Annotated in this window: 24 protein-coding genes and 1 pseudogene; 9 read left to right on the top strand and 16 right to left on the bottom strand. The window is 70.0% G+C overall.

The annotated features are described in order from the left end of the window. Positions 1 to 158: 158 nt before the first annotated feature. On the bottom strand, positions 159 to 1,085 hold the full coding sequence (locus ACFV6H_RS33920) for a hypothetical protein (protein ID WP_385550124.1): 927 nt from the start codon (positions 1,083 to 1,085) through the stop codon (positions 159 to 161). A 206-nt stretch (positions 1,086 to 1,291) separates the two neighbouring features. On the opposite strand from ACFV6H_RS33920, the pseudogene ACFV6H_RS33915 reads away from it, so the two are divergent. The 6 genes and pseudogenes from ACFV6H_RS33915 to cseC form a co-directional block, all read left to right on the top strand. Continuing rightward, a pseudogene (locus tag ACFV6H_RS33915) lies at positions 1,292 to 1,430 on the top strand (phosphatase PAP2 family protein); the annotation flags it as partial. Between the two features lie 252 nt (positions 1,431 to 1,682). Beyond that, the gene (locus ACFV6H_RS33910) at positions 1,683 to 2,684 is read left to right on the top strand and encodes an A/G-specific adenine glycosylase (protein WP_385550121.1); all 1,002 of its coding nucleotides are present in this window, start codon (positions 1,683 to 1,685) and stop codon (positions 2,682 to 2,684) included. A gap of 190 nt (positions 2,685 to 2,874) precedes the next feature. Further along, a complete protein-coding gene (locus ACFV6H_RS33905) occupies positions 2,875 to 3,402 on the top strand; it encodes a SigE family RNA polymerase sigma factor (protein WP_385550118.1) in 528 nt (175 codons plus the stop codon). Continuing rightward, positions 3,390 to 4,082, top strand: a complete 693-nt coding sequence (locus ACFV6H_RS33900) for a hypothetical protein (protein ID WP_385550115.1) — start codon at positions 3,390 to 3,392, stop codon at positions 4,080 to 4,082. The genes ACFV6H_RS33905 and ACFV6H_RS33900 overlap by 13 nt, the downstream gene beginning before the upstream one ends. 11 nt (positions 4,083 to 4,093) lie before the next feature. Continuing rightward, on the top strand, positions 4,094 to 4,801 hold the full coding sequence (gene cseB / locus ACFV6H_RS33895; RefSeq protein WP_384783379.1) for a two-component system response regulator CseB: 708 nt from the start codon (positions 4,094 to 4,096) through the stop codon (positions 4,799 to 4,801). Positions 4,802 to 4,848: 47 nt separating this feature from the next. After that, on the top strand, positions 4,849 to 6,168 hold the full coding sequence (gene cseC / locus ACFV6H_RS33890; RefSeq protein ID WP_385550111.1) for a two-component system sensor histidine kinase CseC: 1,320 nt from the start codon (positions 4,849 to 4,851) through the stop codon (positions 6,166 to 6,168). Between the two features lie 66 nt (positions 6,169 to 6,234). On the opposite strand, the gene ACFV6H_RS33885 is transcribed toward cseC, so the two are convergent. Then, the gene (locus tag ACFV6H_RS33885; RefSeq protein WP_385550108.1) at positions 6,235 to 7,920 is read right to left on the bottom strand and encodes an MDR family MFS transporter; all 1,686 of its coding nucleotides are present in this window, start codon (positions 7,918 to 7,920) and stop codon (positions 6,235 to 6,237) included. 120 nt (positions 7,921 to 8,040) lie between these two features. Here ACFV6H_RS33885 and ACFV6H_RS33880 point away from each other — a divergent pair, with 120 nt between their 5' ends. Beyond that, on the top strand, positions 8,041 to 8,619 hold the full coding sequence (locus ACFV6H_RS33880) for a TetR/AcrR family transcriptional regulator (protein ID WP_384984132.1): 579 nt from the start codon (positions 8,041 to 8,043) through the stop codon (positions 8,617 to 8,619). 27 nt (positions 8,620 to 8,646) lie between these two features. Here the strand turns inward: ACFV6H_RS33880 and ACFV6H_RS33875 are convergent, their stop codons facing one another. Both ACFV6H_RS33875 and ACFV6H_RS33870 read right to left on the bottom strand, forming a co-directional pair. After that, complete coding sequence (locus tag ACFV6H_RS33875; protein ID WP_385550104.1) at positions 8,647 to 9,309, bottom strand: M23 family metallopeptidase; 663 nt, start codon at positions 9,307 to 9,309, stop codon at positions 8,647 to 8,649. Between the two features lie 533 nt (positions 9,310 to 9,842). Further along, entirely contained in the window at positions 9,843 to 12,365 is a 2,523-nt protein-coding gene (locus ACFV6H_RS33870; RefSeq protein WP_384984126.1) for an ATP-dependent Clp protease ATP-binding subunit, read from the bottom strand. A 434-nt stretch (positions 12,366 to 12,799) separates the two neighbouring features. On the opposite strand from ACFV6H_RS33870, the gene ACFV6H_RS33865 reads away from it, so the two are divergent. Then, positions 12,800 to 13,426 (top strand): SCO3374 family protein, encoded by a 627-nt coding sequence (locus tag ACFV6H_RS33865; protein WP_093600974.1) that lies wholly within the window; start codon positions 12,800 to 12,802, stop codon positions 13,424 to 13,426. Here the strand turns inward: ACFV6H_RS33865 and ACFV6H_RS33860 are convergent. The 10 genes from ACFV6H_RS33860 to ACFV6H_RS33815 all read right to left on the bottom strand — a co-directional run bounded on the left by ACFV6H_RS33860 (position 13,405) and on the right by ACFV6H_RS33815 (position 21,827). After that, the gene (locus tag ACFV6H_RS33860; protein ID WP_384984123.1) at positions 13,405 to 13,740 is read right to left on the bottom strand and encodes an Lsr2 family protein; all 336 of its coding nucleotides are present in this window, start codon (positions 13,738 to 13,740) and stop codon (positions 13,405 to 13,407) included. The genes ACFV6H_RS33865 and ACFV6H_RS33860 overlap by 22 nt on opposite strands. 146 nt (positions 13,741 to 13,886) lie before the next feature. Beyond that, on the bottom strand, positions 13,887 to 14,426 hold the full coding sequence (locus ACFV6H_RS33855) for an amino-acid N-acetyltransferase (protein ID WP_363082710.1): 540 nt from the start codon (positions 14,424 to 14,426) through the stop codon (positions 13,887 to 13,889). A gap of 9 nt (positions 14,427 to 14,435) precedes the next feature. Continuing rightward, positions 14,436 to 14,918: a BlaI/MecI/CopY family transcriptional regulator gene (locus ACFV6H_RS33850; RefSeq protein WP_256098115.1), complete on the bottom strand. Its 483-nt coding sequence runs from the start codon at positions 14,916 to 14,918 to the stop codon at positions 14,436 to 14,438. A gap of 116 nt (positions 14,919 to 15,034) precedes the next feature. Then, the gene (locus ACFV6H_RS33845; RefSeq protein ID WP_384984119.1) at positions 15,035 to 15,232 is read right to left on the bottom strand and encodes a hypothetical protein; all 198 of its coding nucleotides are present in this window, start codon (positions 15,230 to 15,232) and stop codon (positions 15,035 to 15,037) included. A gap of 14 nt (positions 15,233 to 15,246) precedes the next feature. Continuing rightward, positions 15,247 to 15,939 (bottom strand): hypothetical protein, encoded by a 693-nt coding sequence (locus ACFV6H_RS33840; RefSeq protein WP_384984208.1) that lies wholly within the window; start codon positions 15,937 to 15,939, stop codon positions 15,247 to 15,249. Positions 15,940 to 16,143: 204 nt separating this feature from the next. Continuing rightward, positions 16,144 to 16,941 carry a type III pantothenate kinase gene (locus ACFV6H_RS33835; RefSeq protein WP_093600964.1) on the bottom strand — a complete coding sequence of 266 codons (798 nt, stop codon included), beginning with the start codon at positions 16,939 to 16,941 and terminating at the stop codon, positions 16,144 to 16,146. Continuing rightward, positions 16,941 to 17,981 (bottom strand): carboxylating nicotinate-nucleotide diphosphorylase, encoded by a 1,041-nt coding sequence (gene nadC / locus ACFV6H_RS33830; protein WP_385550095.1) that lies wholly within the window; start codon positions 17,979 to 17,981, stop codon positions 16,941 to 16,943. Before nadC ends, ACFV6H_RS33835 begins: the two co-directional genes overlap by 1 nt. After that, entirely contained in the window at positions 17,978 to 19,798 is a 1,821-nt protein-coding gene (locus ACFV6H_RS33825; protein ID WP_385550092.1) for an L-aspartate oxidase, read from the bottom strand. The genes nadC and ACFV6H_RS33825 overlap by 4 nt, the downstream gene beginning before the upstream one ends. Beyond that, entirely contained in the window at positions 19,795 to 20,820 is a 1,026-nt protein-coding gene (gene panC, locus ACFV6H_RS33820) for a pantoate--beta-alanine ligase (RefSeq protein ID WP_385550089.1), read from the bottom strand. The genes ACFV6H_RS33825 and panC overlap by 4 nt, the downstream gene beginning before the upstream one ends. After that, a complete protein-coding gene (locus ACFV6H_RS33815) occupies positions 20,817 to 21,827 on the bottom strand; it encodes a Rossmann-like and DUF2520 domain-containing protein (RefSeq protein WP_385550086.1) in 1,011 nt (336 codons plus the stop codon). The genes panC and ACFV6H_RS33815 overlap by 4 nt, the downstream gene beginning before the upstream one ends. 80 nt (positions 21,828 to 21,907) lie before the next feature. On the opposite strand from ACFV6H_RS33815, the gene ACFV6H_RS33810 reads away from it, so the two are divergent. Then, positions 21,908 to 23,101, top strand: a complete 1,194-nt coding sequence (locus ACFV6H_RS33810) for a threonine aldolase family protein (protein ID WP_385550083.1) — start codon at positions 21,908 to 21,910, stop codon at positions 23,099 to 23,101. A gap of 486 nt (positions 23,102 to 23,587) precedes the next feature. Here ACFV6H_RS33810 and ACFV6H_RS33805 read toward each other — a convergent pair whose 3' ends face one another. Then, positions 23,588 to 24,274, bottom strand: a complete 687-nt coding sequence (locus tag ACFV6H_RS33805; RefSeq protein ID WP_384984203.1) for a response regulator — start codon at positions 24,272 to 24,274, stop codon at positions 23,588 to 23,590. Between the two features lie 97 nt (positions 24,275 to 24,371). Further along, complete coding sequence (locus ACFV6H_RS33800) at positions 24,372 to 25,571, bottom strand: sensor histidine kinase (RefSeq protein WP_385550080.1); 1,200 nt, start codon at positions 25,569 to 25,571, stop codon at positions 24,372 to 24,374. Between the last annotated feature and the right edge of the window lie 129 nt (positions 25,572 to 25,700).

Below are 25,700 nucleotides of genomic sequence, written 5' to 3'. Positions count from 1 at the left end.
CCCGAGCCCGCACCCGCATAAGCCACTTCGCAGCACTTCGCCCCGCCGCATCCGGCGGGGCGAAGTAGCCAGACCCCGAATTAACCAACAGCGTCCGCAGGTGCGGCCGGGGCGTTCGCTGTCTGCGCCGGGATCCGCTACCGCCTGCTCAGTCCTGCTCAGTCCTTCTCCAGACGGATGGACTGCTGGCCCTGCTTCACCGAGGCCCGCGTTGTCGCGGCCTCGACCAGATACGTTCCGGGACCGACGGCCCCCGCGGGCGGCGTGGCGCACTGCGGTGCGCTCTGCCGACGGTCCCACTGCACGGTACGCGTGACGGTCTGTCCCGCCGGGACCTCGAAGTACAGCGCGCCGGCCTTCGGGCAGTCGGCGGAGGACCAGACCTCTTCGTCCTCGGCGTTGGTGACCGTCAGCACCATCGACTTCGGCCCGAAGTCCGCCTTGCAGGTGGTACTTGAGGTGTTCTTGACGGCCAGACGGAACGCGGGCTTCTCGCCCGGATCGTAGGCGACCTTGGTGGTGGCAAGCGTCAGCGCAAGGGAGTTGGGAGCGCAGTCCGGGAGTCCGGAGCCCGCGCCGACCGCCCGGCCCGAGGTGGTGCTGCCGTCGCCGGTGCCCGTACCTCCGCCGCCCGTACCGCCGTTCGCCGCGCCGCCCGTACCGCCGACGCCCGCGGTGCCGCCCGCACCGCTCGTACCGGCGGCGCCTCCCGCACCGGTGCCTGCCGTGCCGCCCGTACCGCCGGTGTCCGCACTGCCTCCGGGATCGCCGTTCTTGCCGCCGTCGGCGCCGGAGTCCGTACCGCCGTCTCCGCCACCGCCGTTGCTCCCGGTGCCGTCCGACTCGTCGCGCCCGCCCGGCTGTTCACTTATCGCCGGTCCGGACCCGGACGGTCCGGGCGTGATGGACGTCGCCGGATTGGCGCCGTCGGACGTGTCGCCCGTGGGCTTCCCGCCATCCCCTCTGGAGCTGACGTACCACACGACCAGCAACGCGAGCAGCGCGATCAGCGTCGCCGCTACTGCCCTCCGTCGCCAGTAGATGGTGGAGGGAAGCGGCCCGACCGGATTGCGCAAAGATCCCACGGCGCAAACTGTACGAGAGTTCAGAGCCAACTCCCGCCCCACATGCCGCCCCTCTCGGCAAGTTTTACGGATCATCATCCCGGAACGGCCTTCAGCGAAAGCACTTTTGACCGTATCTGCACCTCTTCCTTTCGTCAGAGGTGCGCACTTGACCATGGACTCATGTGACCAACAGACATCATCTGCACGTTGATCACATGAACGGCAAGTCGGTGCTGGAGGAGGAGCGGCCGTGCCGCGCGGTCGCCGGGGCCGGGCAGCCGCTCATCGCCTGCCCGCCGGCCGGCCGGCGACTGGTCCTTCCCGAGCAACCACTCCACCATCGCGGTGGGACTGCTCGTCGGGACGACGCGTACCAGCGGTGCGAGCCCGGTGCGCCGGCTGGCGGGCCCCGGCGACCGGACCGCCGTCACCGCCCGGCCGGTCCCGCCGAACCCGGCCGACGCGCCCGCCACGTCAGACGCCGTGGACTCTCCGACGATGACCATCCGGACTCCGCGGGGCTGACCCACCCGGCGGTGGGCGCGCGACAACCTCCGGCGCACGCTCGTCCGCTGCACCGTCCACGCTCCGTGACGTGCCAGGATCGGTGGTGCCATGACTGCTACCTTCCCGCACTCCGCGACTCCCACGGCCTCTCCCGCCTCTCCCACACCTCCCGCCGCCTCCGACTCGCCCGTCCCGCCCGCCTCACCGACTTCCCGGACATCAGCCGCCGTCACCGACGCGGCGGCCCTGCACACCTCCGTCATCGCGTGGTTCGAGACGAACGCGCGCGATCTGCCCTGGCGCCGTCCCGAAGCGGGCGCCTGGGGTGTGATGGTCAGTGAGTTCATGCTCCAGCAGACGCCGGTCAGCCGGGTCCTGCCGGTGTACGAGCAGTGGCTCGCCCGCTGGCCGCGCCCGGCCGATCTGGCCGCCGAGGCGCCCGGCGAGGCGGTACGCGCCTGGGGCCGGCTCGGCTATCCGCGCCGCGCGCTGCGGCTGCACGGCGCGGCGCAGGCGATAACGGAGCGGTACGGAGGCGACGTACCGCGCGAGCACGCGCAGCTCCTCTCGCTGCCCGGGATCGGTGAGTACACGGCCGCGGCGGTGGCCTCGTTCGCGTACGGACAGCGGCACGCCGTGCTCGACACCAATGTGCGCCGGGTCTTCGCGCGCGCCGTGACCGGTGCCCAGTACCCGCCGAACGCGACCACGGCCGCCGAGCGCAAGCTGGCCCGCGCCCTGCTGCCCGAGGACGCGGAGACAGCGGCGCGCTGGGCCGCCTCCTCCATGGAGCTGGGCGCGCTGATCTGCACGGCGAAGAACGAGGAGTGCACGCGCTGTCCGATCGCCGCGCGGTGCGCCTGGCGGCTGTCCGGCAAGCCGGCGCACGAAGGCGCGCCCCGGCGCGGCCAGACCTACGCGGGCACGGACCGCCAGGTGCGCGGCAGGCTGCTCGCCGTCCTGCGCGACGCGGTCGGTCCGGTGCCGCAGACGGCCCTGGACGCGGTGTGGGACGAGCCGGTGCAGCGCGCCAGGGCGCTGGACGGACTGGTCGCGGACGGACTGGTCGAGCCGCTGGAGAACGGTGTCTACCGGCTCCCGCAGAGCTGATCCGGGCCGGCCGGCCGTACACGCCATACATCTCGTACGACCGGCCGGCCGTCGCACCACCGCCGTTACACAACCGATGGACAGCCGTGCGCCCGCCGACGGCTGTCCCGCACAACTCCGTGACAAGCGCTCCGTAACTTCCCTGCCGTAGGCGAACGGCAGGGATGGTCACGGTTCGGAGGCGGTCGGCATGGCGCAGGGCGAGGCACCCGGATTCGAGGAGTTCGAGGAGTACGTACGGACCCGCCACGAGGCCCTGCTGCGCAGCGCCCGTCGTCTGGTGCCCGATCCCATCGACGCGCAGGACCTCCTCCAGACCGCCCTCGCCCGCACCTACGGCCGCTGGGACGGCATCGCCGACAAGTCGCTCGCCGACGCTTATCTGCGCCGCGTCATGATCAACACCCGTACGGAGTGGTGGCGCGCGCGCAAGCTCGACGAGGTCCCCACCGAGCAGCTCCCTGACGCGCGCGTCGAGGACGGCACCGAGCAGCACGCCGACCGCGCGCTGCTGATGGAGATCCTGGGAATTCTGGCACCCAAGCAACGCAGTGTCGTGGTGCTGCGACACTGGGAGCAGATGAGTACGGAAGAGACGGCCGCGGCGCTCGGTATGTCGGCGGGCACGGTGAAGAGCACGCTGCACCGCGCGCTGGCGCGGCTCCGTCATGAGCTGGAGACCAGACAGGAACGGGAGCGGGCGGGGTGCGCGGCCTGAAGGGCCCCGGTCGGCCGGGGGGCGGAACATTCGCGGGAACACGCGCGGGAACATCCGTGGCGACTGCCATGGCCATGACCGGACTCACCGCCTTCTTCGTGCTCGCCACCGGCTGCGCGACCGGCGGTACGGGCACCAGGGACGAGGGCGCGGCGGTGAGCATGCCGGTCGAGCGAGGCCTGCCGACCGCCCGGGCCTCCGTACCGGCACCGACACAGACCGTCGACGCGGTGTCGCTGCTCAGACAGGATCCGAAGGTCGGCAGACGGATCAAGGCCGATCTCAAGCCGTGCGCCGAGGATGCCTATCCGGTGGACACCTCGTACGGAGATCTCACCGGCGGTACCGCGCCCGATGTGGTGATCAATGTGATGACCTGCGGTGATGCCGTCGGTATCGGAACGTATGTGTACCGGTCCGTGGACGGCCGCTACAGGAACGTCTTCACCGACGAGCAGCCCGCCGTCTACGCCACGATCGACCGCGGCGCGCTCGTCGTCACCCAGCAGGTCTACGCGAAGGGCGATCCGGTGACCTACCCGTCCGGCGAGGATGTCGTCACCTACAGCTGGGGCGACGCCAAGTTCACCGAGCGCTACCGGGTGCGCAACAACTACAGCAGGGCGGTGGGCAACGGAGCCGTGGCCACGCCCGAGCCGACCGTGCCGAGCGAGAACTGAGAGCCGGGACGATGGCCGGGACCCATGTGCTCTTCGTCGAGGACGACGATGTCATCCGCGAGGCCACGCAGCTCGCGCTGGAGCGCGTCGGCTTCGTGGTCACCGCCATGCCGGACGGACTCTCCGGTCTGGAGGCGTTCCGCGCGGACCGGCCGCATATCGCGCTGCTCGATGTGATGGTGCCCGGTCTGGACGGTGTGAGCCTGTGCCGCCGTATCCGCGACGAGTCGACCGTGCCCGTGATCATGCTCTCCGCGCGCGCCGACTCCATCGATGTGGTGCTCGGTCTGGAGGCCGGCGCCGACGACTATGTGACCAAGCCGTTCGACGGCGCGGTCCTGGTCGCCAGGATCCGGGCCGTACTGCGCCGCTTCGGCCACGCGGGCGGGCCCGCGGCGGGTGACGGGCCCGGACAGGACGGGCCGGCCGCGTGCGGAGTGCTGACCTTCGGCGATGTGGAGATCGACACGGACGGTATGGAGGTGCGCAGGGCCGGTGAGCCGGTGGCGCTGACGCCGACGGAGATGCGGCTGCTGCTGGAGTTCTCCGCCGCGCCCGGGACCGTGCTCTCCCGCGACAGGCTGCTGGAGCGCGTCTGGGACTACGGCTGGGGCGGTGACACACGGGTGGTGGACGTCCATGTCCAGCGGCTGCGCACCAAGATCGGTCAGGACCGGATCGACACGGTCCGCGGCTTCGGTTACAAGCTCAAGGCATGAGACGGCTCAAGGCATGAGACGGCGTAGGGCATGAGACGGCGTAGGGCATGAGACGACTCGCTCTGCGCACCGGCGTCAGATGGAAGATCAGCATCGCGATCGCGGCCGTGGGCGCGCTGGTCGCGGTGGCGCTGAGCCTGGTGGTGCACAACTCGGCCCGCGTCTCGATGCTCGACAACGCGCGCGAGGTGCAGCTCGAACGGCTGCTGTTCGCGGAGCGGATGTACGACTCCACCAAGGAGCCCAAGTTCGGCACGAAGGTCGATGACCCGGCGCTCCCGCACGATCTGCGGGCCAAGATGAAACAGGGCCGGCGCGCGACCTATGTGCAGGAGAACGCGCACGGAGTGCCCGATGTGTGGGCGGCCGTCCCGATGGGCAACGGCGCGGTGCTCTCGCTGCACAACAAGTTCGCCGACCGCAGCGCGACGATCATGAAGGATCTGGACCGCTCCCTGATCATCGGTTCGGTCTCGGTGGTCTTCGGCGGATGCGCCCTGGGCGTACTGATCGGCGGACAGCTCTCACGCCGGCTGCGCAGGGCCGCGGGCGCGGCGGCCCGGGTCGCGCAGGGCAACACGGACGTACGGGTCGGGGACGCCGTCGGCGGAGTCGTACGCGACGAGACGGACGATCTGGCCCGCGCGGTGGACGCGCTGACCGACGCGCTGAACGAGCGGATCGAGGCGGAGCGCCGGGTCACCGCGGATATCGCGCATGAGCTGCGGACGCCGGTGACGGGCCTGCTCACGGCGGCCGAGCTGCTGCCGCCGGGACGGCCCAGCGAGCTGGTACGGGACCGGGCCCAGGCCCTGCGGACCCTGGTCGAGGACGTGCTGGAGGTGGCCAGGCTCGACAGCGCCTCGGAGCGCGCCGAACTCCAGGAGATCGCCCTCGGCGAGTTCGTCCAGCGCCGGGTGGCCCTGCTGGATCCCGCGACCGAGGTCAAGGTCGTGCACGAGTCCTGGGTGAACACCGATCCGCGGCGGCTCGAACGCATCCTCGGCAATCTGCTGGCCAACGCGGCCAAGCACGGCCGCACACCGGTCGAGGTCACGGTCGAGGGCCGGGTCGTACGCGTACGGGACCACGGCCCGGGATTTCCCGAGGCGCTGCTGCGCGAGGGCCCGAGCCGGTTCCGTACGGGCGCCACCGACCGTGCGGGCCATGGCCACGGTCTGGGCCTGACCATCGCGGCCGGCCAGGCCCGGGTCCTCGGGGCCCGGCTGACCTTCCGCAACGCGGGCCCTGAGGGCATGGCGGAGCGCGCGGAAGCGGGAGGCGCGGGAGGCGCCATCGCGGTCCTCTGGCTCCCGGAACACGCCCCGACGACCACGGGCAGCTTCCCGATACTCAAGATGCCCTAGAACTCCCGACGGCCCCCAGGCGCGGGTGCGCCGGGGGCCGTGGAGTCAGGGCCTTGGAGAGGGAAATCAGGCGGACTGCGGGACCTTGCCGTCCAGCACTGCGGCCTCGTCGGCCGGCGTCGGCGCCGGCCCGGCGCCCCGCAGCGGAACCTCCTTGACGAAGAAGGCCGCGACGAATCCGATCACCGCGACCGACGCGCCGAGCGTGAAGGCGGCATGCGTACCGGACGAGACCGCGACCTGGTACGCCTCGCGCACCGCGTCCGGCAGCTTCGCCAGGCTCGCCGCGTCGAGCTGCGCGGACTGCTGGGTGGCGCCCGCACCGCCCGCCGCGGCCATCTCGTCCTGCACCCGGCTGGTGAACAGCGCTCCCATGATGGCGACGCCGAAGGAGCTGCCGAGCGTACGGAAGAGGGTGGTCGCGGAGGAGGCGACACCCATGTCCTTGAGCTCCACGCTGTTCTGCGCGACCAGCATGGTGATCTGCATCAGGAAGCCCATACCAGCGCCGAGGACGGCCATGTACACGCCGGAGGTCAGCCGTGAGGTGCCGGTGTCCATCTGCGCGAGCAGGAACAGCCCGGCGGTCATCAGTCCGCCGCCCATGATCGGGAAGATCTTGTACTTGCCGCTGTTGGTGGTGACCCGCCCCGCGATCAGCGAGACGAGCATCATCGACAGCAGCATGGGCAGGAGCAGCAGTCCGGAGTTGGTGGCCGAGGCGCCCTGGACGGACTGCTGGTACAGCGGCAGGAAGAGCACCGCGCCGAACATCACGAAGCCGGTCAGGAACCCGATCACGGACATCAGGGTGAAGTTGCGGCTGCGGAAGATGTGCAGCGGCATGATCGGCTCGGCGGCCTTGGTCTGTACGACGACGAAGCCGACGAGCGCGACGACACCGATCGCGATCAGTTCCATGATCATGGCCGAGCCCCAGGCGTACTCCGTACCGCCCCAGGTGGTGACCAGCACGATCGAGGTGATGCCGACGGTCAGCAGCGCGGCGCCGAGATAGTCGACCTTGACCTGCGAACGGTCCTTGGCGGGCAGATGCAGTACGGCGGTGATCATCACCAGCGCCACCGCGCCCAGCGGCAGATTGATGTAGAAGCTCCAGCGCCAGCCGAGATGGTCGGTGATGGTGCCGCCGACCAGCGGTCCGCCGATCATGGCGAGCGCCATCACACCGGCCATCATGCCCTGGTACTTGCCCCGCTCCCGGGGCGGTATCAGATCGCCGATGATCGCCATGACACCGACCATCAGACCGCCGGCGCCCAGGCCCTGGACGGCGCGGAAGCCGATGAGCTGTCCCATGTCCTGGGCCATACCGCTCAGCGCGGAACCGATCAGGAAGATCACGATCGAGATGAGGAAGACGCTCTTGCGTCCGTACATGTCGCCGAGCTTGCCCCAGATCGGCGTGGAGGCGGCGGTCGCCAGGGTGTACGCGGTGACCACCCAGGACAGATGCTCCAGCCCGCCCAGCTCACCGACGATCGTCGGCATCGCCGTACCGATGATCATGTTGTCCAGCATGGCCAGCAGCATCGCGATCATCAGCGCGAGCAGGACCACGCGCACGCTGCGCGGCTGAGGCCCGTCCTTGGCCGCCTTGCCCGCCGATGCTTCCAGGCCCGCCGACGCCTCCAGACCTCCGGACCCGGCAGCTCCGCCGGGCTGCTTCGGCGCCGTCCCGACACCGTCCGTCGGCCCGCCCTTCTCCGTCTGTTTCCCGGTCGGACTCATGTTCCCCACTCCCCTGCACTCCCCTGACACTTACTTGCCGCCCGGCAAGCTGACTACACTGGGGAAGGTAGACCTCTTACTTGCCGGGCGTCAAGTAAGTCAATCCCTGGGGAGAGCACCATGGGCAGCACACCGCACCCGCGACGGGCCAACACCCGTCAGCGCATCCAGGACATCGCGCTGGAGCTCTTCGCCGAGCAGGGATACGAGAAGACCTCGCTACGGGAGATCGCCGAGCGGCTGGATGTCACCAAGGCCGCCCTGTACTACCACTTCAAGACCAAGGAAGACATCCTGATCAGCCTCTTCCAGGATCTGACGCGCCCGATCGACGAGCTGATCACCTGGGGCCGGAGCCGGCCGCACACGCTGGAGACGAAGCAGGAGATCCTCCGCCGCTACAGCGAGGCGCTGACAGAGGCGACACCGCTCTTCCGCTTCATGCAGGAGAACCAGGCGACGGTGCGCGATCTGAGCATCGGCGAGACATTCAAGAGCCGGATGATCGACCTGATGGATCTGATCCAGGATCCGGAGGCGTCCCTGACGGACCGCGTCCGCTGCATCAGCGCGCTCTTCACCATGCACGCCGGCCAGTTCGCCCTCCGGGAAGTCGAAGGAGACCCCGAGGAGAAGCGTCAAGCCATCCTCGAGGTCTCCACAGAGCTGATCAGCCGGGCTCACCGGGTCAACCCATGACCGGGGTCACATCCCGGGGTCCCGGGATCACACCTTGACGCCCACCGAGCGCAGGAAGTTCACCGGGTTGACGGCCGAGCCGTAGTTCGGGGTCGTACGGATCTCGAAGTGCAGATGCGGACCGCTGGAGTTGCCGGTGTTGCCGGACAGGCCTATCTGCTGGCCCGTCTGCACATGCTGACCCACATACACCTTGATCTTCGACAGATGCGCGTACTGCGAGTACGTACCGTTCGCATGCTTGATCACTATCGCGTTGCCGTACGCGGGACCGTCACCGGCACCGCCCGGGCCGGCCTTGACGACCGTACCGCCGTGGACGGCGTGGACCGAGGTGCCGATCGGTACGGCGAAGTCCTGGCCGGAGTGTTTCTTGGCCCACATGCTGCCGCCGCGGCCGAAGGTCGCGCTCAGCGTGTACTTGGTGACCGGATCGGTCCAGGAGGCGGCCTTCTTGGCCTCATCGGCTTTGGAGACAGCCTTGGAGACCGCCTTGGTGTGCACCGTGGCCTGCTGCTGGACGGCGGCCGTGGTGACGGACGCACTCGTGGCAGGAGCGTCGCCGCCGGTCGCGGCGAACGCGGCCCCGGTTCCGGCCGCCAACGACACTCCGAGTCCGGCAGCCAGGACACCGGCACGGGTACGAAGGACGGACGGGCGGGTCAGACGGGACAGCTTGCGCTGCGGCATACGGAAACCTCCGGGCATCAAGGGACCCGACACCTGCGCGCCGGGCTGACCACACCTTGGTAACCCGGACGCCATCACATCCCAAAACACCCCATCTACGACAACTCGTCGTAGCGATCCCCGAGGCGACCCACCTCTCAACCGCTCACCACCACCGAACAAGGCGCACCTATATGTACCGATATAAATGCGTTTAGCCGCAGGTGAAAAGGGATGAAAACCGGCATCCCATCCGGCCGGGCAGGCCGACGGCAGCGGACCGCCGAAGGACCCGCCCGGCACCGGGCCGAAAGTCCCGCCCGATGACCGCCGCCGCCACTACTCCGGCTCGTAGGGCCGGAATGGGCTGTGCGCCATATCACGGCCACCGGGCCGAAGGACCGTCCGATTCAGGACCAAGGGCCCGGCCAAGGACCCGCTCCCGAGGCGGCGCCGGAACGCCCGCACAACGCAAAAGGCTGCCCCGGAACCGTAGGAAATGGTCCCGGGGCAGCCTTTTCGATCAGTCAGTCAGCCTGCGTAAGGCACGAACCTCAGGCTTCCTTCGTCAGGTTCGGACCGCCGCCCGCCGCCTGCTCGATCGGAGGAACGTCCGGCAGAGGCGACTTCTCCTCGCCGCGGAAGGTGAAGGCCTTCGCCTCACCCTCGCCCTCGGCGTCCACGACCACGATATGACCGGGCCGCAGCTCTCCGAAGAGGATCTTCTCGGAGAGGATGTCCTCGATCTCGCGCTGGATCGTCCGGCGCAGCGGCCGGGCGCCCAGCACCGGGTCGTAACCCTTCTTGGCGAGCAGCGACTTGGCGGACGGGCTGAGCTCAAGGCCCATGTCCCGGTCCTTCAGACGCTCGTCCACCTTGTCGACCATCAGGTCGACGATCTGGATGATGTCTTCCTCGGTGAGCTGGTGGAAGACGACCGTGTCGTCCACGCGGTTGAGGAACTCCGGCCGGAAGTGCTGCTTCAGCTCTTCGTTGACCTTGTTCTTCATCCGCTCGTAGTTGCTCTTGGTGTCGCCCTGTGCCGCGAAGCCCAGGTTGAACCCCTTGGAGATGTCCCGCGTCCCGAGGTTGGTCGTCATGATGATGACCGTGTTCTTGAAGTCCACGACCCGGCCCTGGGAGTCGGTCAGCCGGCCGTCCTCCAGGATCTGGAGAAGGGAATTGAAGATATCGGGGTGGGCCTTCTCGACCTCGTCGAAGAGGACGACGGAGAACGGCTTCCTGCGCACCTTCTCGGTGAGCTGGCCGCCCTCTTCGTAACCCACGTATCCGGGAGGAGAACCGAAGAGACGCGACACCGTGTGCTTCTCGCTGAACTCCGACATGTCGAGAGCGATCAGCGCGTCCTCGTCACCGAAGAGGAATTCGGCGAGCGTCTTGGACAGCTCGGTCTTACCGACACCGGACGGACCGGCGAAGATGAACGAACCACCGGGACGCTTGGGATCCTTCAGACCCGCTCGCGTACGCCGGATGGCCTGCGAGAGCGCCTTGATGGCGTCCTTCTGCCCGATGACGCGCTTGTGCAGCTCGTCCTCCATACGGAGCAGGCGCGAGGACTCCTCCTCGGTGAGCTTGAAGACCGGGATGCCCGTGGCCGTCGCCAGGACCTCGGCGATCAGCTCCTCGTCCACCTCGGCGACGACATCCATGTCGCCGGCCTTCCACTCCTTCTCCCGCTTGGTCTTCGCGGCCAGGAGCTGCTTCTCCTTGTCACGGAGAGAGGCGGCCTTCTCGAAGTCCTGGGAGTCGATCGCGGACTCCTTGTCACGGCGGACACCGGCGATCTTCTCGTCGAACTCGCGGAGGTCCGGCGGCGCGGTCATCCGGCGGATACGCATCCGGGAACCGGCCTCGTCGATCAGGTCGATCGCCTTGTCCGGCAGGAAGCGGTCCGAGATGTAGCGGTCGGCCAGCGTCGCGGCGGCGACCAGCGCGGAGTCCGTGATGGACACGCGGTGGTGTGCCTCGTACCGGTCGCGCAGGCCCTTGAGGATCTCGATCGTGTGCGGCAGCGACGGCTCCGCGACCTGGATGGGCTGGAAGCGGCGCTCCAGGGCCGCGTCCTTCTCCAGGTGCTTGCGGTACTCGTCGAGCGTCGTCGCACCGATGGTCTGGAGCTCACCGCGGGCCAGCATCGGCTTGAGGATGCTCGCCGCGTCGATCGCGCCCTCGGCGGCGCCGGCACCCACCAGGGTGTGCAGCTCGTCGATGAACAGGATGATGTCGCCGCGGGTGCGGATCTCCTTGAGGACCTTCTTCAGCCGCTCCTCGAAGTCACCGCGGTAGCGGGAGCCCGCGACGAGCGCGCCGAGGTCGAGGGTGTAGAGGTGCTTGTCCTTGAGGGTCTCGGGCACCTCGCCCTTGACGATGGCCTGGGCCAGTCCCTCGACGACCGCCGTCTTGCCGACGCCGGGCTCGCCGATGAGGACCGGGTTGTTCTTCGTACGGCGGGAGAGCACCTGCATGACCCGCTCGATCTCCTTCTCGCGCCCGATGACCGGGTCGAGCTTGGATTCACGGGCGGCCTGGGTGAGATTCCGGCCGAACTGGTCGAGGACCAGGGACGTGGAGGGCGTGCCCTCGGCAGGACCGCCCGCTGTGGCGGCCTCCTTGCCCTGGTAACCGGAGAGCAGCTGGATGACCTGCTGCCGCACCCGGTTGAGATCGGCGCCCAGCTTCACGAGGACCTGGGCGGCGACGCCCTCGCCCTCGCGGATCAGGCCGAGCAGGATGTGCTCCGTACCGATGTAGTTGTGGCCGAGCTGAAGAGCCTCACGGAGCGAAAGCTCCAGGACCTTCTTCGCACGGGGGGTGAAGGGGATGTGGCCCGACGGGGCCTGCTGCCCCTGGCCGATGATCTCCTCCACCTGCTGGCGGACCGCCTCGAGCGAAATCCCGAGGCTCTCCAGGGCCTTAGCGGCGACACCCTCACCCTCGTGGATAAGGCCCAGGAGGATGTGCTCGGTGCCGATGTAGTTGTGGTTGAGCATCCGGGCTTCTTCCTGAGCCAGGACGACAACCCGCCGCGCGCGGTCGGTGAACCTCTCGAACATCGTTAATCGCTCCTCAGAGCGGTCAGGCAGTAAAGGGGTCGGTCCCCTCCCTGTCCTTCCGCAGCTTAGTCCCGCAAGCGGGGACCGCTCATTCCAACTGCCGACTACCTGTCCCAGGCTCCCAGCCCCGAACACCGGACACCAGCTCCAACCCGATGGTGCGAGACGATGTTCCCGCAGGCCAGGCAGATACCCTCGCCATCAGTACGCCGATGGCGAACGCAAGACGGCCCGGAACCGCGTGTCGTCCCTTCCCACTAGGAATGTCTTACCCGTAAGCAGTGACAGTCCATGCGGCGCACCCCGGTTCCCTCCGCTACGGGCGAACACCCTTGCGCTCCTGAATGCGCCCGCACGCCCCCGTAATGGGCACGCTGTGCAAAGAGGTACCGACGTAGCGTAACTCCGGGCACGGGTCGGGAGTTGCTGCGGGTATGGCCTTCACTGTCCCGCCTCCTCGCGGCCCGCGCGAACACGGTCCGGTCGTCTCCGGCAGCGATGTTGACGGTGCCGCGCGGTGGTACGAGGAGGAACTGGGCTGGGCGGCCGAGGCCGGGCCGCCGGTGCTGCTGCCGACCGGGCTCCGCTTCGATGTGCTGGAGCTGCCCGCGGACGCGGGGGCGGCCGTGCTGCGCAGGATCGGCCCGACGGGGCCGGTGGCGCTGCTCGGCGGGCGGATGGGCCTGCTGGTGGCCGAGGGAAGCGCGGAGGAACTGCCGGGGCTGCTCGACTGGCTGGAGTGGGGCGGGATCGCCCTGGGGCTGACCGCTCTCGGCGTCGGCGGGCGGATCACCGCTCCCGCGCCACCGCGGTGGCCCGGTCCCGGCGCGCAGGGGGCCGCCGTGTGGTTGCGGCCCCCCGAGCCCGGACTCGATATGGAGTCGACGCTGCCGGCGCTCGCTCTGCGCGGGCGGCCCGGCCACGGGGGCAGTGGTGGGGGTGCCCCCGATCTCGTACGACTCGTGGACGCGGCGGCGACTGAGTGCCACCGGGCCCGGTTGTCACGCACTTCGCGCGGAAATACGCCTCGTACGAATACTCAGCCGTTGGCCTTCTCGTAGGCTTCACGGATCTCGGCGGGAACACGGCCACGGTCGTTGACGCTGTAGCCGTTCTCCTTCGCCCACTTGCGGATTTCCGCGGTGTCCTTGTTCCCGCCCGTGGCGACACGGCCCTTGCCACGGCTCGCCGCGGCGCGGCCACCGGTACGCCGGCCACCCTTGGTGTACGGATCGAGGAGCCCTCGCAGCTTGTCCGCATTGGAGGTGGTGAGGTCGATCTCGTAGGTCTTCCCGTCCAGAGCGAACGTCACCGTCTCGTCCGCCTCGCCGCCGTCGAGGTCATCGACAAGAAGGACCTGAACCTTCTGTGCCACCGGATTTCCTTTCATCGAAAATGCAGTACGCGGAAAGGAAACCGCTTTTCTCAGGAAAACACAAACCCCCGGCAGAGGTTCAGCCTCGCAAGAAGACGGGAAACGTGCGCGATTCGGACATAGGGATCGGCGCGGGAGTCCGGCGATCACAGGTGCAGAAGCATCCGGCTGTTGCCCAAGGTGTTCGGCTTCACCCGTTCGAGACCGAGGAACTCGGCAACGCCCTCGTCATAGGAACGCAGCAGCTCTCGGTAGACATCTCCGTCCACCGGTGTCTCACCGATCTCCACGAAGCCGCGCTTCGCGAAGAACTCGACTTCGAAGGTGAGGCAGAATACCCGGCGCACTCCGAGCCAGCGGGCGGTCTCCAGCAGCTTGTCAAGTAGTTGATGCCCTACTCCCGCGCCTCTGACCACGGGATCCACGGCGAGTGTGCGTACTTCGGCGAGGTCTTCCCACATCACATGCAAGGCGCCACAGCCGATGACACTCGCGTCCTCGTCGCGTTCCGCGACCCAGAACTCCTGGATGTCCTCGTAAAGCGTCACCGGTGCTTTGTCGAGCAGGATGCCTTCGCTCACGTAAGGGTCGACGAGACGGCGGACAGCCGGTACATCCCTGGTCCTGGCCCGCCGGACGGTGATGGCATTTGCTTCGGCATTGGGAAGCGGAAGGGCTGTGAGCATGAGCGGACGCTATCGCCCTGCCTCCGGCGGGCTGTCGGCGCCCTCGGCCCCGGTGTCTTCACGGGGATCGCCTTCGCCTTCGCGTGGAGCGCCTTCCGGGCGGTCGCCTTCCTCGGGGTCGACTTCCGGACGGTCCGCCCGGACCATACGGACGGCGTCCTGAAGTGACTCCCGCTGCTCGGGCGACATCATGCCGAAGAAGGCGACTAGTGCCGCCGCCGGGTTGTCACTCTTCGACCATGCTTCGTTCATCAGCGCGGCGGCGTACGCGGCACGGGTGGAGACCGCCGTATATCGATAGGCGCGGCCCTCGACTTCCCTGCGTACCCAGCCCTTCTGATGGAGATTGTCCATTACGGTCATGACGGTGGTGTAGGCGATGGACCGTTCCCGCTGAAGGTCTTCGAGGACTTCCCGGACGGTGACCGGACGGTTCCATTGCCAGACGCGTGTCATGACGGCGTCTTCCAGGTCTCCCAATTGACGGGGCACGCCTTCACCATAGTGCGAGATGTCCGAATGGCCGGTTATTGACGTAACAAAAAGGACGTACGACTGGGAATCAGTCGTACGTCCAGGTCATACGGTGAAGTGCGCGCGCTCGGGGCTCAGGCGCCGTCGGCGCCCGGGGTGCCGGTGGCGCGGCTCTGCTGCTGGGCGGACTCCGCCCGGGCGAGGGCCGCGTCGACCGCCGCGTCCTCCTTGGCCTTGTTGGGGCCGCCCTGGCTCTTGACGATCGTCACGACCAGGCCGATGAAGAAGGCGGCCATCACCACGGGCGGCACGAGCGCGGATACGTAGTCCATGCCGTCCAGAGTAGCTATCCGGCGGCCAGTTCCTCCGGCGGGGGCGCGGGACGGCGGCGGGGCGGGAAGACCTCGGACGGCTTGGGCATCGGCCGACCGGGCGCGGGATGCTGCGGCGGAGCCGGCTTCTTCCGGGGCTGCTTCGGCTCGCGGGGCTCCTTCTCGGGATCCTTGACGTCCGGGTCCCTGGGCTCCCGGGGCTCCTTCGGCGCCGTGGGCTCCCTGGGCTCCTTCGGCTGTTCCGGCTCGTCGGAGGCGAGGCCGCCGGGAAGCGCGAGAAGCCGGGTACGAGGAGCGGGAGTCAGGGCGGCGACCGCACCAGCCGCGGCGGTGGAACGGGCGGCGAGACGGGCCCGTACCGACCGTTCGGCGAGCCGCTGACAGCGGTCGAGCAGGGCGGCGGCGACCGGGTTGCCGCGCAGGGCGCGCAGCGCCGCGAGATCGTCGGGCACCGGGACGTAGCCGGCGGCCAGGGCGTCCTGGAGCAGCTCCAGATAGCCGGTGAGGGAGCCAGGAAGCGCCTCCCGGTACCGGGCGAGATCGGCCACCAGGAACGCCCGCAGCCGCCCGGCCTCCCGTACCGCCTCGTCCACGGACTCGGCGAGCCGCAGGCAGGCCCGGACGTCCTCGTTCGGGAGCGGGACGGGATGAAGGGCAACGGCGAGGGCGCGTCGGAGCACACGCAGCTCCTCGGCACCGAAGGCCATGCCGCCGCGGGATCCGTATGGCGTGGGCATGCGGCGACACTACGCGCCAAAGGGACAAAATCCGTTTAACGCCTCTCCACTGGCGCGGCCCGCCCGCCGAACGGGTGAGACGGCGCAGACGCTCCGATGCCCCGGTCCGCTGCCCGGCCGTAGCGGGGCGAGGGCGGACCGGGCACGGTCACAGCGGTCATATAGTCACCGCGGTCACATACGGGAGACGTTCCGTTCGTACACCAGGCGCAGACCGATCAAGGTCAGCCAGGGCTCGTGCTCGTCGATCACGGTGGCCTCGCCGAGGACCATGGGAGCGAGCCCGCCGGTCGCGATCACGGTCACCTCGCCGGGATCGTCGGCCAGTTCACGGGCCATCCGCGCCACCACACCGTCGACCTGGCCCGCGAAGCCGTACAGAATGCCCGACTGCATCGCCTCGACGGTGTTCTTGCCGATCACACTGCGCGGACGGGCCAGTTCGATCTTGCGGAGCTGGGCGCCCTTGACGCCGAGCGCCTCGACCGAGATCTCGATGCCCGGCGCGATGACACCGCCCGCGTACTCGCCACGGGCGCTGACCGCGTCGAAGGTCGTCGCCGTACCGAAGTCCACGACGATCGCCGGGCCGCCGTACAGCTCGACCGCCGCGACCGCGTTGATGATGCGGTCCGCGCCGACCTCCTTGGGGTTGTCCATCAGGATCGGCACACCCGTCTTGATGCCCGGCTCCACGAGGACGGCGGGAACATCGCCGTAGTAGCGGCGGGTCACCTCGCGCAGCTCGTGCAGGACGGAGGGCACCGTCGAGCAGATCGCGATGCCCTCGATCCCGTCGCCCAGTTCCTCGCCGAGCAGCGGGTGCATGCCCATCAAGCCCTGGAGCAGTACGGCGAGTTCGTCCGCGGTGCGGCGCGCGTCGGTGGAGATACGCCAGTGCTCGACGATCTCCTCGCCGTCGAACAGGCCGAGAACGGTATGGGTGTTGCCGACGTCGATGGTGAGAAGCATCAGGCTTCGACCTCGCGCAGATCGAGGCCGATGTCGAGGACCGGGGAGGAGTGGGTGAGTGCGCCGACCGCGAGGAAGTCGACGCCGGTCTCGGCGTAGGCACGGGCGTTGTCGAGGGCGAGCCGCCCGGAGGACTCCAGGAGCGCGCGGCCCGCGACGATGCCCACGGCCTCCGCCGTCTCGGCCGGAGTGAAGTTGTCCAGCAGGATCAGATCGGCGCCCGCGTCCAGGACCTCGCGCACCTGGTGCAGGGTGTCGGCCTCCACCTCGATCGGCAGATCCGGGAAGCGGTCCCGTACGGCCTTGAACGCCTCGGCAATACCGCCCGCCGCGACCACATGGTTGTCCTTGACCAGGGCCGCGTCGGAGAGCGACATCCGGTGGTTGACACCGCCGCCGCAGCGCACCGCGTACTTCTCCAGCGCGCGCAGGCCCGGTGTGGTCTTACGGGTGTCGCGGACCTTGGCGCCGGTGCCTTCGAGCACATCGGCCCAGGCGCGCGTGGCGGTCGCGATACCGGACAGCCGGCACAGGAGATTGAGCGCGCTGCGCTCGGCGGTGAGCAGATCGCGGGTGCGGGCGGTGACGCTGAGGAGCTTCTGTCCGGCCTCGACACGGTCGCCGTCGGCGACATGCCGCTCGACCGCGAACTCCTCCGTACAGACGACGGACAGAACGGCCTCGGCGACGTTCAGGCCCGCGACCGTACCGCTCTGGCGCGCGGTGAAGTCGGCGGTGGCGACGGCGTCCTCCGGGACGGTCGCGACGGTGGTCACGTCCACGCCGTGGTCGAGGTCCTCCTCGACGGCGACATGGGCGATGTCCTCGACCTGTACGGGATCGAGTCCGGCGTCGGCGAGAAGCCGGGCGAGGGCGGGATCGAGACCGCACTCCAGATCGGCGAGGCCGTAGCCCTCCTCACCGGCGGAGCAGCCGCAGCCGTCGCCGCAGCCTCCCGTGGCCGGTGCCGCCGGGGCACCGATCTGGATCAGCGGTACGTCCACGGGCTCGGGGCGCGGACTGTCTTCGGGCGTGCTCACGGTTTACGGCTCCCTGGGGGCGTCGGCGGGATGTGGGAGGTACTGGGCTGGGCGGGCGGGAGATGCGGACCCACGGGGCTCACGGGCGGGAAGGCGGCCGTTTCCGTGCGCCGGACCGCCAGCCCGCGGTCGGGCATGAGACGGACGACGAGATGGCGGCGCCAGTCGGTGTCGTCGCGCTCGGGACGGTCCTCGCGCCAGTGGGAGCCGCGGGTCTCCTCGCGCTCCAGCGCGGTGGCGACCAGGACGCGGGCGACACAGAGGAGGTTCGAGGTCTCCCAGGACTCGACACCGGGCACGGCGGGCTTGCCGTCGAGACCGACGTCCTCGGGCTCTGCGACGTCCTCGGGCTGGGCCGTATCCGGGTGGAGGGCGCGCTGGAAGATGGTCTCCAGGGCCTCACCGGCCTTCCCCAGGCTCCGCGCCGATCTGAGGACGCCCGCGCCCTCGGACATGATCCGCTGGATTCCGGCCCGTGCCTCGGGCGCGATCAGCGGCAGCAGGCTGGTGGCGGGGGCAGAGCCTGCGACACCCTCTTTAGGAGAGCGGTGCTCTACCGGGCGCCGTGGTCCGGCCGCGATGTCCGCCGCGATCCGCTCCGCGAACACCAGGCCCTCCAGAAGGGAGTTGGACGCCAGCCGGTTCGCGCCGTGGACTCCCGTGCAGGCGACCTCACCGCACGCGTACAGCCCCGGCACCGTGGTCCGTCCGCGCAGATCCGTACGGACTCCGCCGGACGCATAGTGCGCGGCGGGCGCCACCGGTATCGGCTCCGTGACCGGGTCTATGCCATGGCTGCGGCAGGCGGCCAGGATCGTGGGGAAGCGGCTCTCCCACATCTCGGCACCGAAGTGCCTGGCGTCCAGATACATGTGCGCGACGCCCTGCTCGCGCATCCGGCGCGTGATCGCCTTGGCGACGATGTCGCGTGGCGCCAGCTCGGCCAGTTCGTGCTGGTCGAGCATGAACCGTACGCCGTCGGCGTCGACGAGATGGGCGCCCTCGCCTCGTACCGCCTCGGAGACCAGCGGCTGCTGTCCCTCGGCACCGGCGCCGAGGAAGAGCACCGTGGGATGGAACTGTACGAATTCCAGGTCCGAGATCTCCGCGCCCGCGCGCAGCGCCAGCGCCACTCCGTCGCCGGTGGAGACGGCGGGATTGGTCGTCGCGGAGAAGACCTGGCCCATACCGCCGGTGGCCAGGACCACCGCGGGAGCGCGGACCGCGCCGACGCCGTCGTGCTGGCCCTCGCCCATGACATGGAGCGTGACGCCCGACGTACGGCCGTGCTCGTCGGTCAGCAGATCGAGCACCAGCGCGTTCTCGACGGTACGGAGCGCGGCGGCCCGTACCGCCTCGACCAGCGCGCGGGAGATCTCGGCGCCGGTCGCGTCGCCTCCGGCATGGGCGATACGGCGGCGGTGGTGGCCGCCCTCGCGGGTCAGCTGGAGCTCGCCGGTGGCGTAGGTGTCGAAGTGCGCGCCGGTGCCGATCAGTCTCCGTACGGCCTCAGGGCCCTCGGTGACGAGCGTGCGGACCGCTTCCTCGTCGCAGAGTCCGGCGCCCGCGACAAGGGTGTCCTCAAGGTGCTGTTCGGGAGTGTCTCCCTCGCCGAGCGCCGCCGCGATACCGCCCTGGGCCCAGCGTGTGGAGCCGTCGTCCAGACGGGCCTTGGTGACGACGACCGTACGGAGCCCGGCGGCCGTGCAGCGCAGGGCCGTGGTGAGACCGGCGACTCCGGAGCCGACCACGACGACATCGGCGTCGATGGCCCAGCCCGGTGCGGGGGCGGTCAGCCGTATTCCGGTTCCGGTCACTTGGGGGCTCCGAAGGTCAGGGGGATGTTGTCGATCAGCCGCGTGCCGCCGACGCGCGCGGCGACGGCGAGGATGGCCTCGCCGGTGTGGTCGTCGGGGACCTCCGTGAAGTCGGCGGGATCGACCAGGGCCAGATAGTCCAGGGTGAGCGGCGGCGCGGCACGAGCCGCCTCGTCCAGCACGGCGCGGGCCGCGGCCCGTACGGCGTCCGCTCCGTACGGACGGGCCCGCGCGCCGGAGGTCCCGGCGACGGCCACGGCATGGGCGTCGGCCGCGAGCCGGGCCTCGCCGAGCGCGGAGAGCGCGGCGGCGCGGGCACCGGGCGCGGGCGCGTACTCGGCGCGGGCGCGCAGCGCGTACAGCGCGCCGAGGCGGTCATGGGCGGCGAAGAGGGCCCGGGAGAGGGCGAGGGCGGTGCGGCGCTCGGGCAGGGAGAGATAGCGGTTACGGCTGGAGAGCGCGAGACCGTCGTCCTCACGGACGGTCGGTACGCCGATGATCTCGACCGGGAAGTTCAGATCGCGGACCATCCGGCTGATCAGCGCGAGCTGCTGGGCGTCCTTGCGGCCGAAGAAGGCGGCGTCGGGCCGGGTGAGGTGCAGCAGCTTGGCCACGACGGTGAGCATTCCGTCGAAGTGGCCGGGCCGCGAGGCGCCTTCGAGTCGCTCGCCCATGGGGCCCGCGGCGATGGTGACCTGAGGAGCACCGCCGGGATAGACCTCGTCGGCGGACGGCGCGAACACGGCGTCGGCGCCGGCCGCCTCGGCGATCTTCAGATCGGCCTGGAGCGTGCGCGGATACCGTTCGAGGTCCTCTCCCGCGCCGAACTGGAGCGGATTGACGAAGACGGTGACGACGACGAAGCCCGTGGCTCCGGCATGGGCGCGGGCCGCCCGTATCAGGCTCGCGTGCCCTTCGTGCAGCGCGCCCATGGTCATCGCGACGGCCGTGGGACCGCCGCCCGTGTGCTCATCGAGCAGCCGGTCCAGCTCGGCGCGGGTGGCGGCGAGTGCGAGGCTCATCGGGCGCCACCGCCGGTGCCTCCGCCACGGGCGTCGCCGAGGCTGTCGCCGTCGGCGAGGACATCCAGAAGGTCTTCCGCCAGCTCCGCCTTGAGCAGTCCATGTGTCAGCGCGCGGTCCGCGGTCGTACGGGCCATGGCGAGATATCCGGCGACGGCGCCCGGTGCGTGCTTGCGCAGCTCGGCGACGTGCGCGGCGACCGTGCCCGCGTCACCGCGCGCGACCGGGCCGGTCAGGGCGGAGTCACCGGAGCGCAGGGCGTTGTCCAGAGCGGCGCCCAGCAGCGGGCCCAGCATCCGGTCCGGCGCGGCGACACCGGCCGTACGGAGCAGCTCCATCGACTGGGCGACCAGCGTGACCAGGTGGTTCGCGCCCAGCGCCAGCGCCGCGTGGTAGAGCGGACGCGACTCCTCGGCGATCCACTCGGGCTCGCCGCCCATCTCGATGACCAGGGCCTCCGCGGCCAGCCGCAGCTCCTCGGGCGCGGTGACGCCGAAGGAGCAGCCCGCCAGCCGCTGAACATCCACCGAGGAGCCGGTGAAGGTCATGACCGGATGCAGGGCGAGCGGCAGGGCACCGGCGCGCAGGGCCGGATCCAGCACCCTGGCGCCGTACCGTCCCGAGGTGTGGACGAGGAGCTGTCCCGGCCTTACGGCACCGGTCTCCGCGAGCCCTTCCACCAGACGCGGCAGCGCGTCGTCGGGAACGGTCAGCAGCACCAGCTCGGCGCGGGCGAGGACCTCGGCGGGCGTCACGAGCGGTACGTCGGGAAGCAGGGCCGCCGCACGCCGTACGGACGCGTCGGAGACTCCGGAGACGGCGACCGGCCGGTGCCCGGCGAGCCGGAGCGACGCGGCGAGCGCCGGCCCGACGCGGCCGGCTCCCACGACACCGACGGTGAGCCGGGCGGGACGGTCCCGGGGATCGAGAGGTTCCTGTGCTGCTGGATTCACGCGGCGGGGCCTTCCGTTCCAGTCCGCGGGGGGTACCGGACGATTTCTCGCCATGCTACGCCAGCGTTCCGCCCTGCCACTTGGCTGTCCACAGGCTGTGGGCAGCGGGCGGCGCGTGGGCCATGATGCGGGTCATGGAACAGACGAACGAGCAGGCCGAACAGGCGGGGACCGACGACGGGAAGACGACGGCGGACGCCGCACGCCACCGCAGGATGGCCGCGTGGCGGGCGTCCGAGCGCGTGCTGACACGGCCCGGTATGAACCAGAGGCTCGGCGAGCAGCTCGCCGTCCTGGCGGCGGACGCGGGATCGGTCCACGATCTGGACGACTGGACGGATCTGTACGGGAACGGAGTCGTCGCCGAGCTGGAACAGCGGGTGGCCTCGCTGCTCGGCTTCCCGGCCGCGGCCTTCTTCCCGACGGGCACGATGGCACAGCAGGTGGCGCTCCGGTGCTGGGCGGGACGTACCGGCAACGCGACGGTGGCACTGCATCCGCTCGCGCATCCGGAGGTCCACGAGGGCGGTGCGCTGGCGGCCGTCAGCGGACTGCGTACGGTCCATCCGACCACCGAGCCTCGGCTGCCGACCGCCGACGAGGTCCAGGAGCTGGCCGATCCGTTCGGCACGCTGATGCTGGAGCTGCCTCTGCGCGACGCGGGCTTCGTCCTGCCGACCTGGGACGAACTGGTCGCGGTGGTGAACGCGGCGCGCGAGCGGGACGCGGTGGTGCACTTCGACGGCGCGCGCCTGTGGGAGTGCGAGCCGCACTTCGGGCACACCCTGGCGGAGATCGCGGGTCTCGCGGACAGCGTGTACGTGTCCTTCTACAAGTCCCTGGACGGTCTGTCCGGCGCGGCGCTGGCCGGTCCGCGGGAGCTGGTGGAGGAGGCCCGGCTCTGGCGCCACCGCTACGGAGGCCAGCTCTTCCAGCAGTTCCCGGCGGCGCTGTCGGCCCTGCTCGGCCTGGAGCGCGAACTGCCACGGCTGCCGTCGTACGTCGCCCACGCGCGCGTGGTCGCCGCGGCGCTGACGGAGGGCTTCGCGGCGTCGGCGACGCCGTGGTTCCGCGTCCACCCGGACCCGCCGCACACCCACCAGTTCCAGGTCTGGCTGCCGTACGCGCCGGAGGCGCTGAACGAGGCGGCGGTGCGTCAGGCGGAGGAGACCAAGACCACACTCTTCCGCGTCTGGTCGGCGCCTCCGTCGGGCCCACCGGGCGTCTCCTACACGGAGGTAACGGTCACGGAACCGGGCCTGACCTGGACCCCGGACGACGTACGCACGGCGGTAACGGATTTCACGACGCGCCTGCCTCTGGGCTAGGCGGCCGTTCCGTCCTCAATCGCCGGACGGGCTGGATTTCCGGCCTGCGGCCGTACGGCAAGGAGCTGACCCACTCCGAGCAGGAACCCGGCGCCGGGCGGGCCGTTCCGTCCTCAAACGCCGGACGGGCTGGGTTTCGCGGCCGGAGTACGGCGAGAGGCTGGCCCCTACCGAGCGGGAACCCGGCACCGGGGTTGGCCGTTCCGTCCTCAAACGCCGGACGGGCTGGGGGTGGGCCCGGACCGGGCGGAAAGCCGGGGGCCGGGCGGGAGGGGGTCGGGGTCGGAGGAGGTGCGTGTCCGGACACTAAAGCGTGATTTGTGCCGCACACGAAGCCCGCACCTAGCAGCCGGTCCGCACGCGGCGTAAATCATGCCGTCCGGACATGTACCTCCGGAGTGCCCCGGCACCCGCACCCACCACCGCACCGGCCCCTGCGCCGTCAGGCGCGCACCGCGCCGCAGGCGCAACCCGCATCACGACCCCCTAGCCGGGAGGCGCACCGCCGGGAGGCGATCCCGCTCGGACCAGGCCCGTTTCGTACGCCAGCACCACCACCTGCACCCTGTCCCGCAGCCCCAGCTTCGTCAGGATCCGGCCGACATGCGTCTTCACGGTCGCCTCCGAGAGCACCAGCCGCCCCGCGATCTCCCCGTTCGACAAGCCCTGCGCCACCAGCAGCATCACCTCGCGCTCGCGCCCGGTGAGCCGGTCCAGCTCCTTGTGCTGCGGCTTGGTGCTCGTCGGGAGCATCGGCGAGAAGCGGTCGAGCAGCCGCCGTGTCGTGGACGGGGCCACCACCGCGTCACCACTGTGCACCGAGCGGATCGCGCTCAGCAGTTCGCCGGGCGGGACGTCCTTGAGCATGAAGCCGCTGGCCCCGGCCTTGAGCCCGGAGAAGGCGTACTCGTCCAGGTCGAAGGTGGTCAGGATGAGCACCTTCGGCGCGCCCGGTTCCGCGCAGATCCGGCGGGTCGCCTCGACGCCGTCGAGCCTGGGCATCCGGACGTCCATCAGTACGACGTCCACCGTGGTGGCGCGGAGCTTCTCGATCGCCTCCGCGCCGTCCCCGGCCTCCGCGACGACCTCCATGTCCGGCTGTGCGGCCAGCACCATACGGAAACCGGTGCGCAGCAGCACCTGGTCGTCGACGAGCATCACGCGGATCGGCAGGATCGGCATCTGCGGGTTCCTTGTCCGGTAGGAGGGGAAGGGCCGGTAGGAGCGGAAGATGGACGCCGGGCGGGCGCCCGAAAGGCGCCCTCAACGGCTAGTGCGCGGGCTTCAGCGGGAGCAGCGCGCTGATCCGGAAGCCGCCGCCCGGCCGCGGTCCGGCGTCGAGCGTGCCGCCCACCATCCCGACCCGCTCGCGCATCCCGATCAGCCCGTGACCGCGCCCGTCGGCCCCGCCGTCCTCGTACAGTTCGTGCGCCGCGCCCCGGCCGTCGTCCTCGACGAGCAGTCCGAGCCCGTCGTCGAAGTAGACCAGCCGCACACTGGCGCCGACATCGGGTCCGCCGTGCTTGCGGCTGTTGGTGAGGGCCTCCTGCACGATGCGGTACGCGGTCAGCTCCACGCCGCTGGGCAGCGGCCGTGGAGTGCCCTCGATCTTGAAGTCCACGCTGAGTCCCGCGCCGCGCACCTTCTCGACCAGCTCCTCTATCTGCCCGACATCGGGCTGCGGTACGTACTCGCCGCCCTCCTTGGTGTCGCCGGTCCGCAGCACGCCGAGCAGTCTGCGCATCTCGGCCAGCGCCTGCCGGCCGGTGCTCGAAATGGTCTCCAAGGCCTCCTTGGCCTGGTCGGGCGCGGCGTCCAGCACATAGGCCGCGCCGTCCGCCTGGACCACCATCACCGAGACATTGTGCGCGACGACATCGTGCAGCTCACGGGCGATCCGGGCGCGCTCGGCGGCCACCGCCACCTTCGCCTGCGCCTCGCGCTCCTTTTCCAGCCGGGTGGCGCGCTCCTCCAGCTGGTCGAAGTAGGCGCGGCGGGTACGGACGGAGTCGCCCAGCACCCAGGCCAGGGCGAAGGGCACGCCCATGATGACGGCCACGACGACCCGGCCCGCGGTGCTCGCACCTTCCTCGGGCCAGCGCACCTGGGAGATCGGCGCGGCGAGCAGTCCGCCGGTCAGCGCGAGCTGGGAGGCCCAGCGCGGGCCGCCCTGGGCCGAGACGGTGTAGATGGCCACCAGCATCGCGAAATCGGCCGGGTTGGCCGCCACGTCCAGCACGACCTGGGCCAGCCCCAGGCCCAGTACGAACAGCAGCGTCTTCTCGGGTGCGCGGCGGCGCAGCGCCACGGACAGGCTCAGCAGCGCGACCATCACGATGGCGACCAGTCGCGGTCCGACACCCACGACCTGCTGGACCACCCACAACAGAGAGAACCCGAAGAGCAGGACAGCCCAGAAGCTGTCGACGCCCGTCGGGTGTCTGCGGAGAAAGTCGTAGAAGCGCTGCACGTAACCCAGCGTAGGTAAGCGGAAACGGCGGACGGGTCAACCGGAGGGTCGATCCGGTCGGCGGAAGCGTACTCCCCAAGGTGGAGACTTGGCTCCGTGACGGATGAGACGTGTAAGTCGCAGGAGGTT

The organism is Streptomyces sp. NPDC059743, from assembly GCF_042732975.1.
In the GTDB taxonomy this organism is placed as follows: domain Bacteria; phylum Actinomycetota; class Actinomycetes; order Streptomycetales; family Streptomycetaceae; genus Streptomyces.
The sequence above is the reverse complement of the archived record's forward strand: the minus strand, read 5'-3'. Positions and strand labels throughout refer to the sequence as shown.

Bases quoted from the DNA above. Each gene is read 5' to 3' on its own strand.
- ACFV6H_RS33840 (WP_384984208.1), bottom strand. From the start codon at position 15,939: ATGGCCTTCGGTGCCGAGGAGCTGCGTGTGCTCCGACGCGCCCTCGCC.
- ACFV6H_RS33835 (WP_093600964.1), bottom strand. From the start codon at position 16,941: ATGCTTCTCACCATCGACGTCGGCAACACCCATACCGTTCTCGGCCTG.
- ACFV6H_RS33870 (WP_384984126.1), bottom strand. From the start codon at position 12,365: ATGTTCGAGAGGTTCACCGACCGCGCGCGGCGGGTTGTCGTCCTGGCT.
- ACFV6H_RS33880 (WP_384984132.1), top strand. From the start codon at position 8,041: ATGGGCAGCACACCGCACCCGCGACGGGCCAACACCCGTCAGCGCATC.
- ACFV6H_RS33865 (WP_093600974.1), top strand. From the start codon at position 12,800: ATGGCCTTCACTGTCCCGCCTCCTCGCGGCCCGCGCGAACACGGTCCG.
- cseB (WP_384783379.1), top strand. From the start codon at position 4,094: ATGGCCGGGACCCATGTGCTCTTCGTCGAGGACGACGATGTCATCCGC.
- ACFV6H_RS33905 (WP_385550118.1), top strand. From the start codon at position 2,875: ATGGCGCAGGGCGAGGCACCCGGATTCGAGGAGTTCGAGGAGTACGTA.
- ACFV6H_RS33885 (WP_385550108.1), bottom strand. From the start codon at position 7,920: ATGAGTCCGACCGGGAAACAGACGGAGAAGGGCGGGCCGACGGACGGT.
- ACFV6H_RS33910 (WP_385550121.1), top strand. From the start codon at position 1,683: ATGACTGCTACCTTCCCGCACTCCGCGACTCCCACGGCCTCTCCCGCC.
- panC (WP_385550089.1), bottom strand. From the start codon at position 20,820: ATGAGCCTCGCACTCGCCGCCACCCGCGCCGAGCTGGACCGGCTGCTC.
- ACFV6H_RS33810 (WP_385550083.1), top strand. From the start codon at position 21,908: ATGGAACAGACGAACGAGCAGGCCGAACAGGCGGGGACCGACGACGGG.
- cseC (WP_385550111.1), top strand. From the start codon at position 4,849: ATGAGACGACTCGCTCTGCGCACCGGCGTCAGATGGAAGATCAGCATC.
- ACFV6H_RS33815 (WP_385550086.1), bottom strand. From the start codon at position 21,827: ATGGCGAGAAATCGTCCGGTACCCCCCGCGGACTGGAACGGAAGGCCC.
- ACFV6H_RS33855 (WP_363082710.1), bottom strand. From the start codon at position 14,426: ATGCTCACAGCCCTTCCGCTTCCCAATGCCGAAGCAAATGCCATCACC.
- ACFV6H_RS33875 (WP_385550104.1), bottom strand. From the start codon at position 9,309: ATGCCGCAGCGCAAGCTGTCCCGTCTGACCCGCCCGTCCGTCCTTCGT.
- ACFV6H_RS33845 (WP_384984119.1), bottom strand. From the start codon at position 15,232: ATGGACTACGTATCCGCGCTCGTGCCGCCCGTGGTGATGGCCGCCTTC.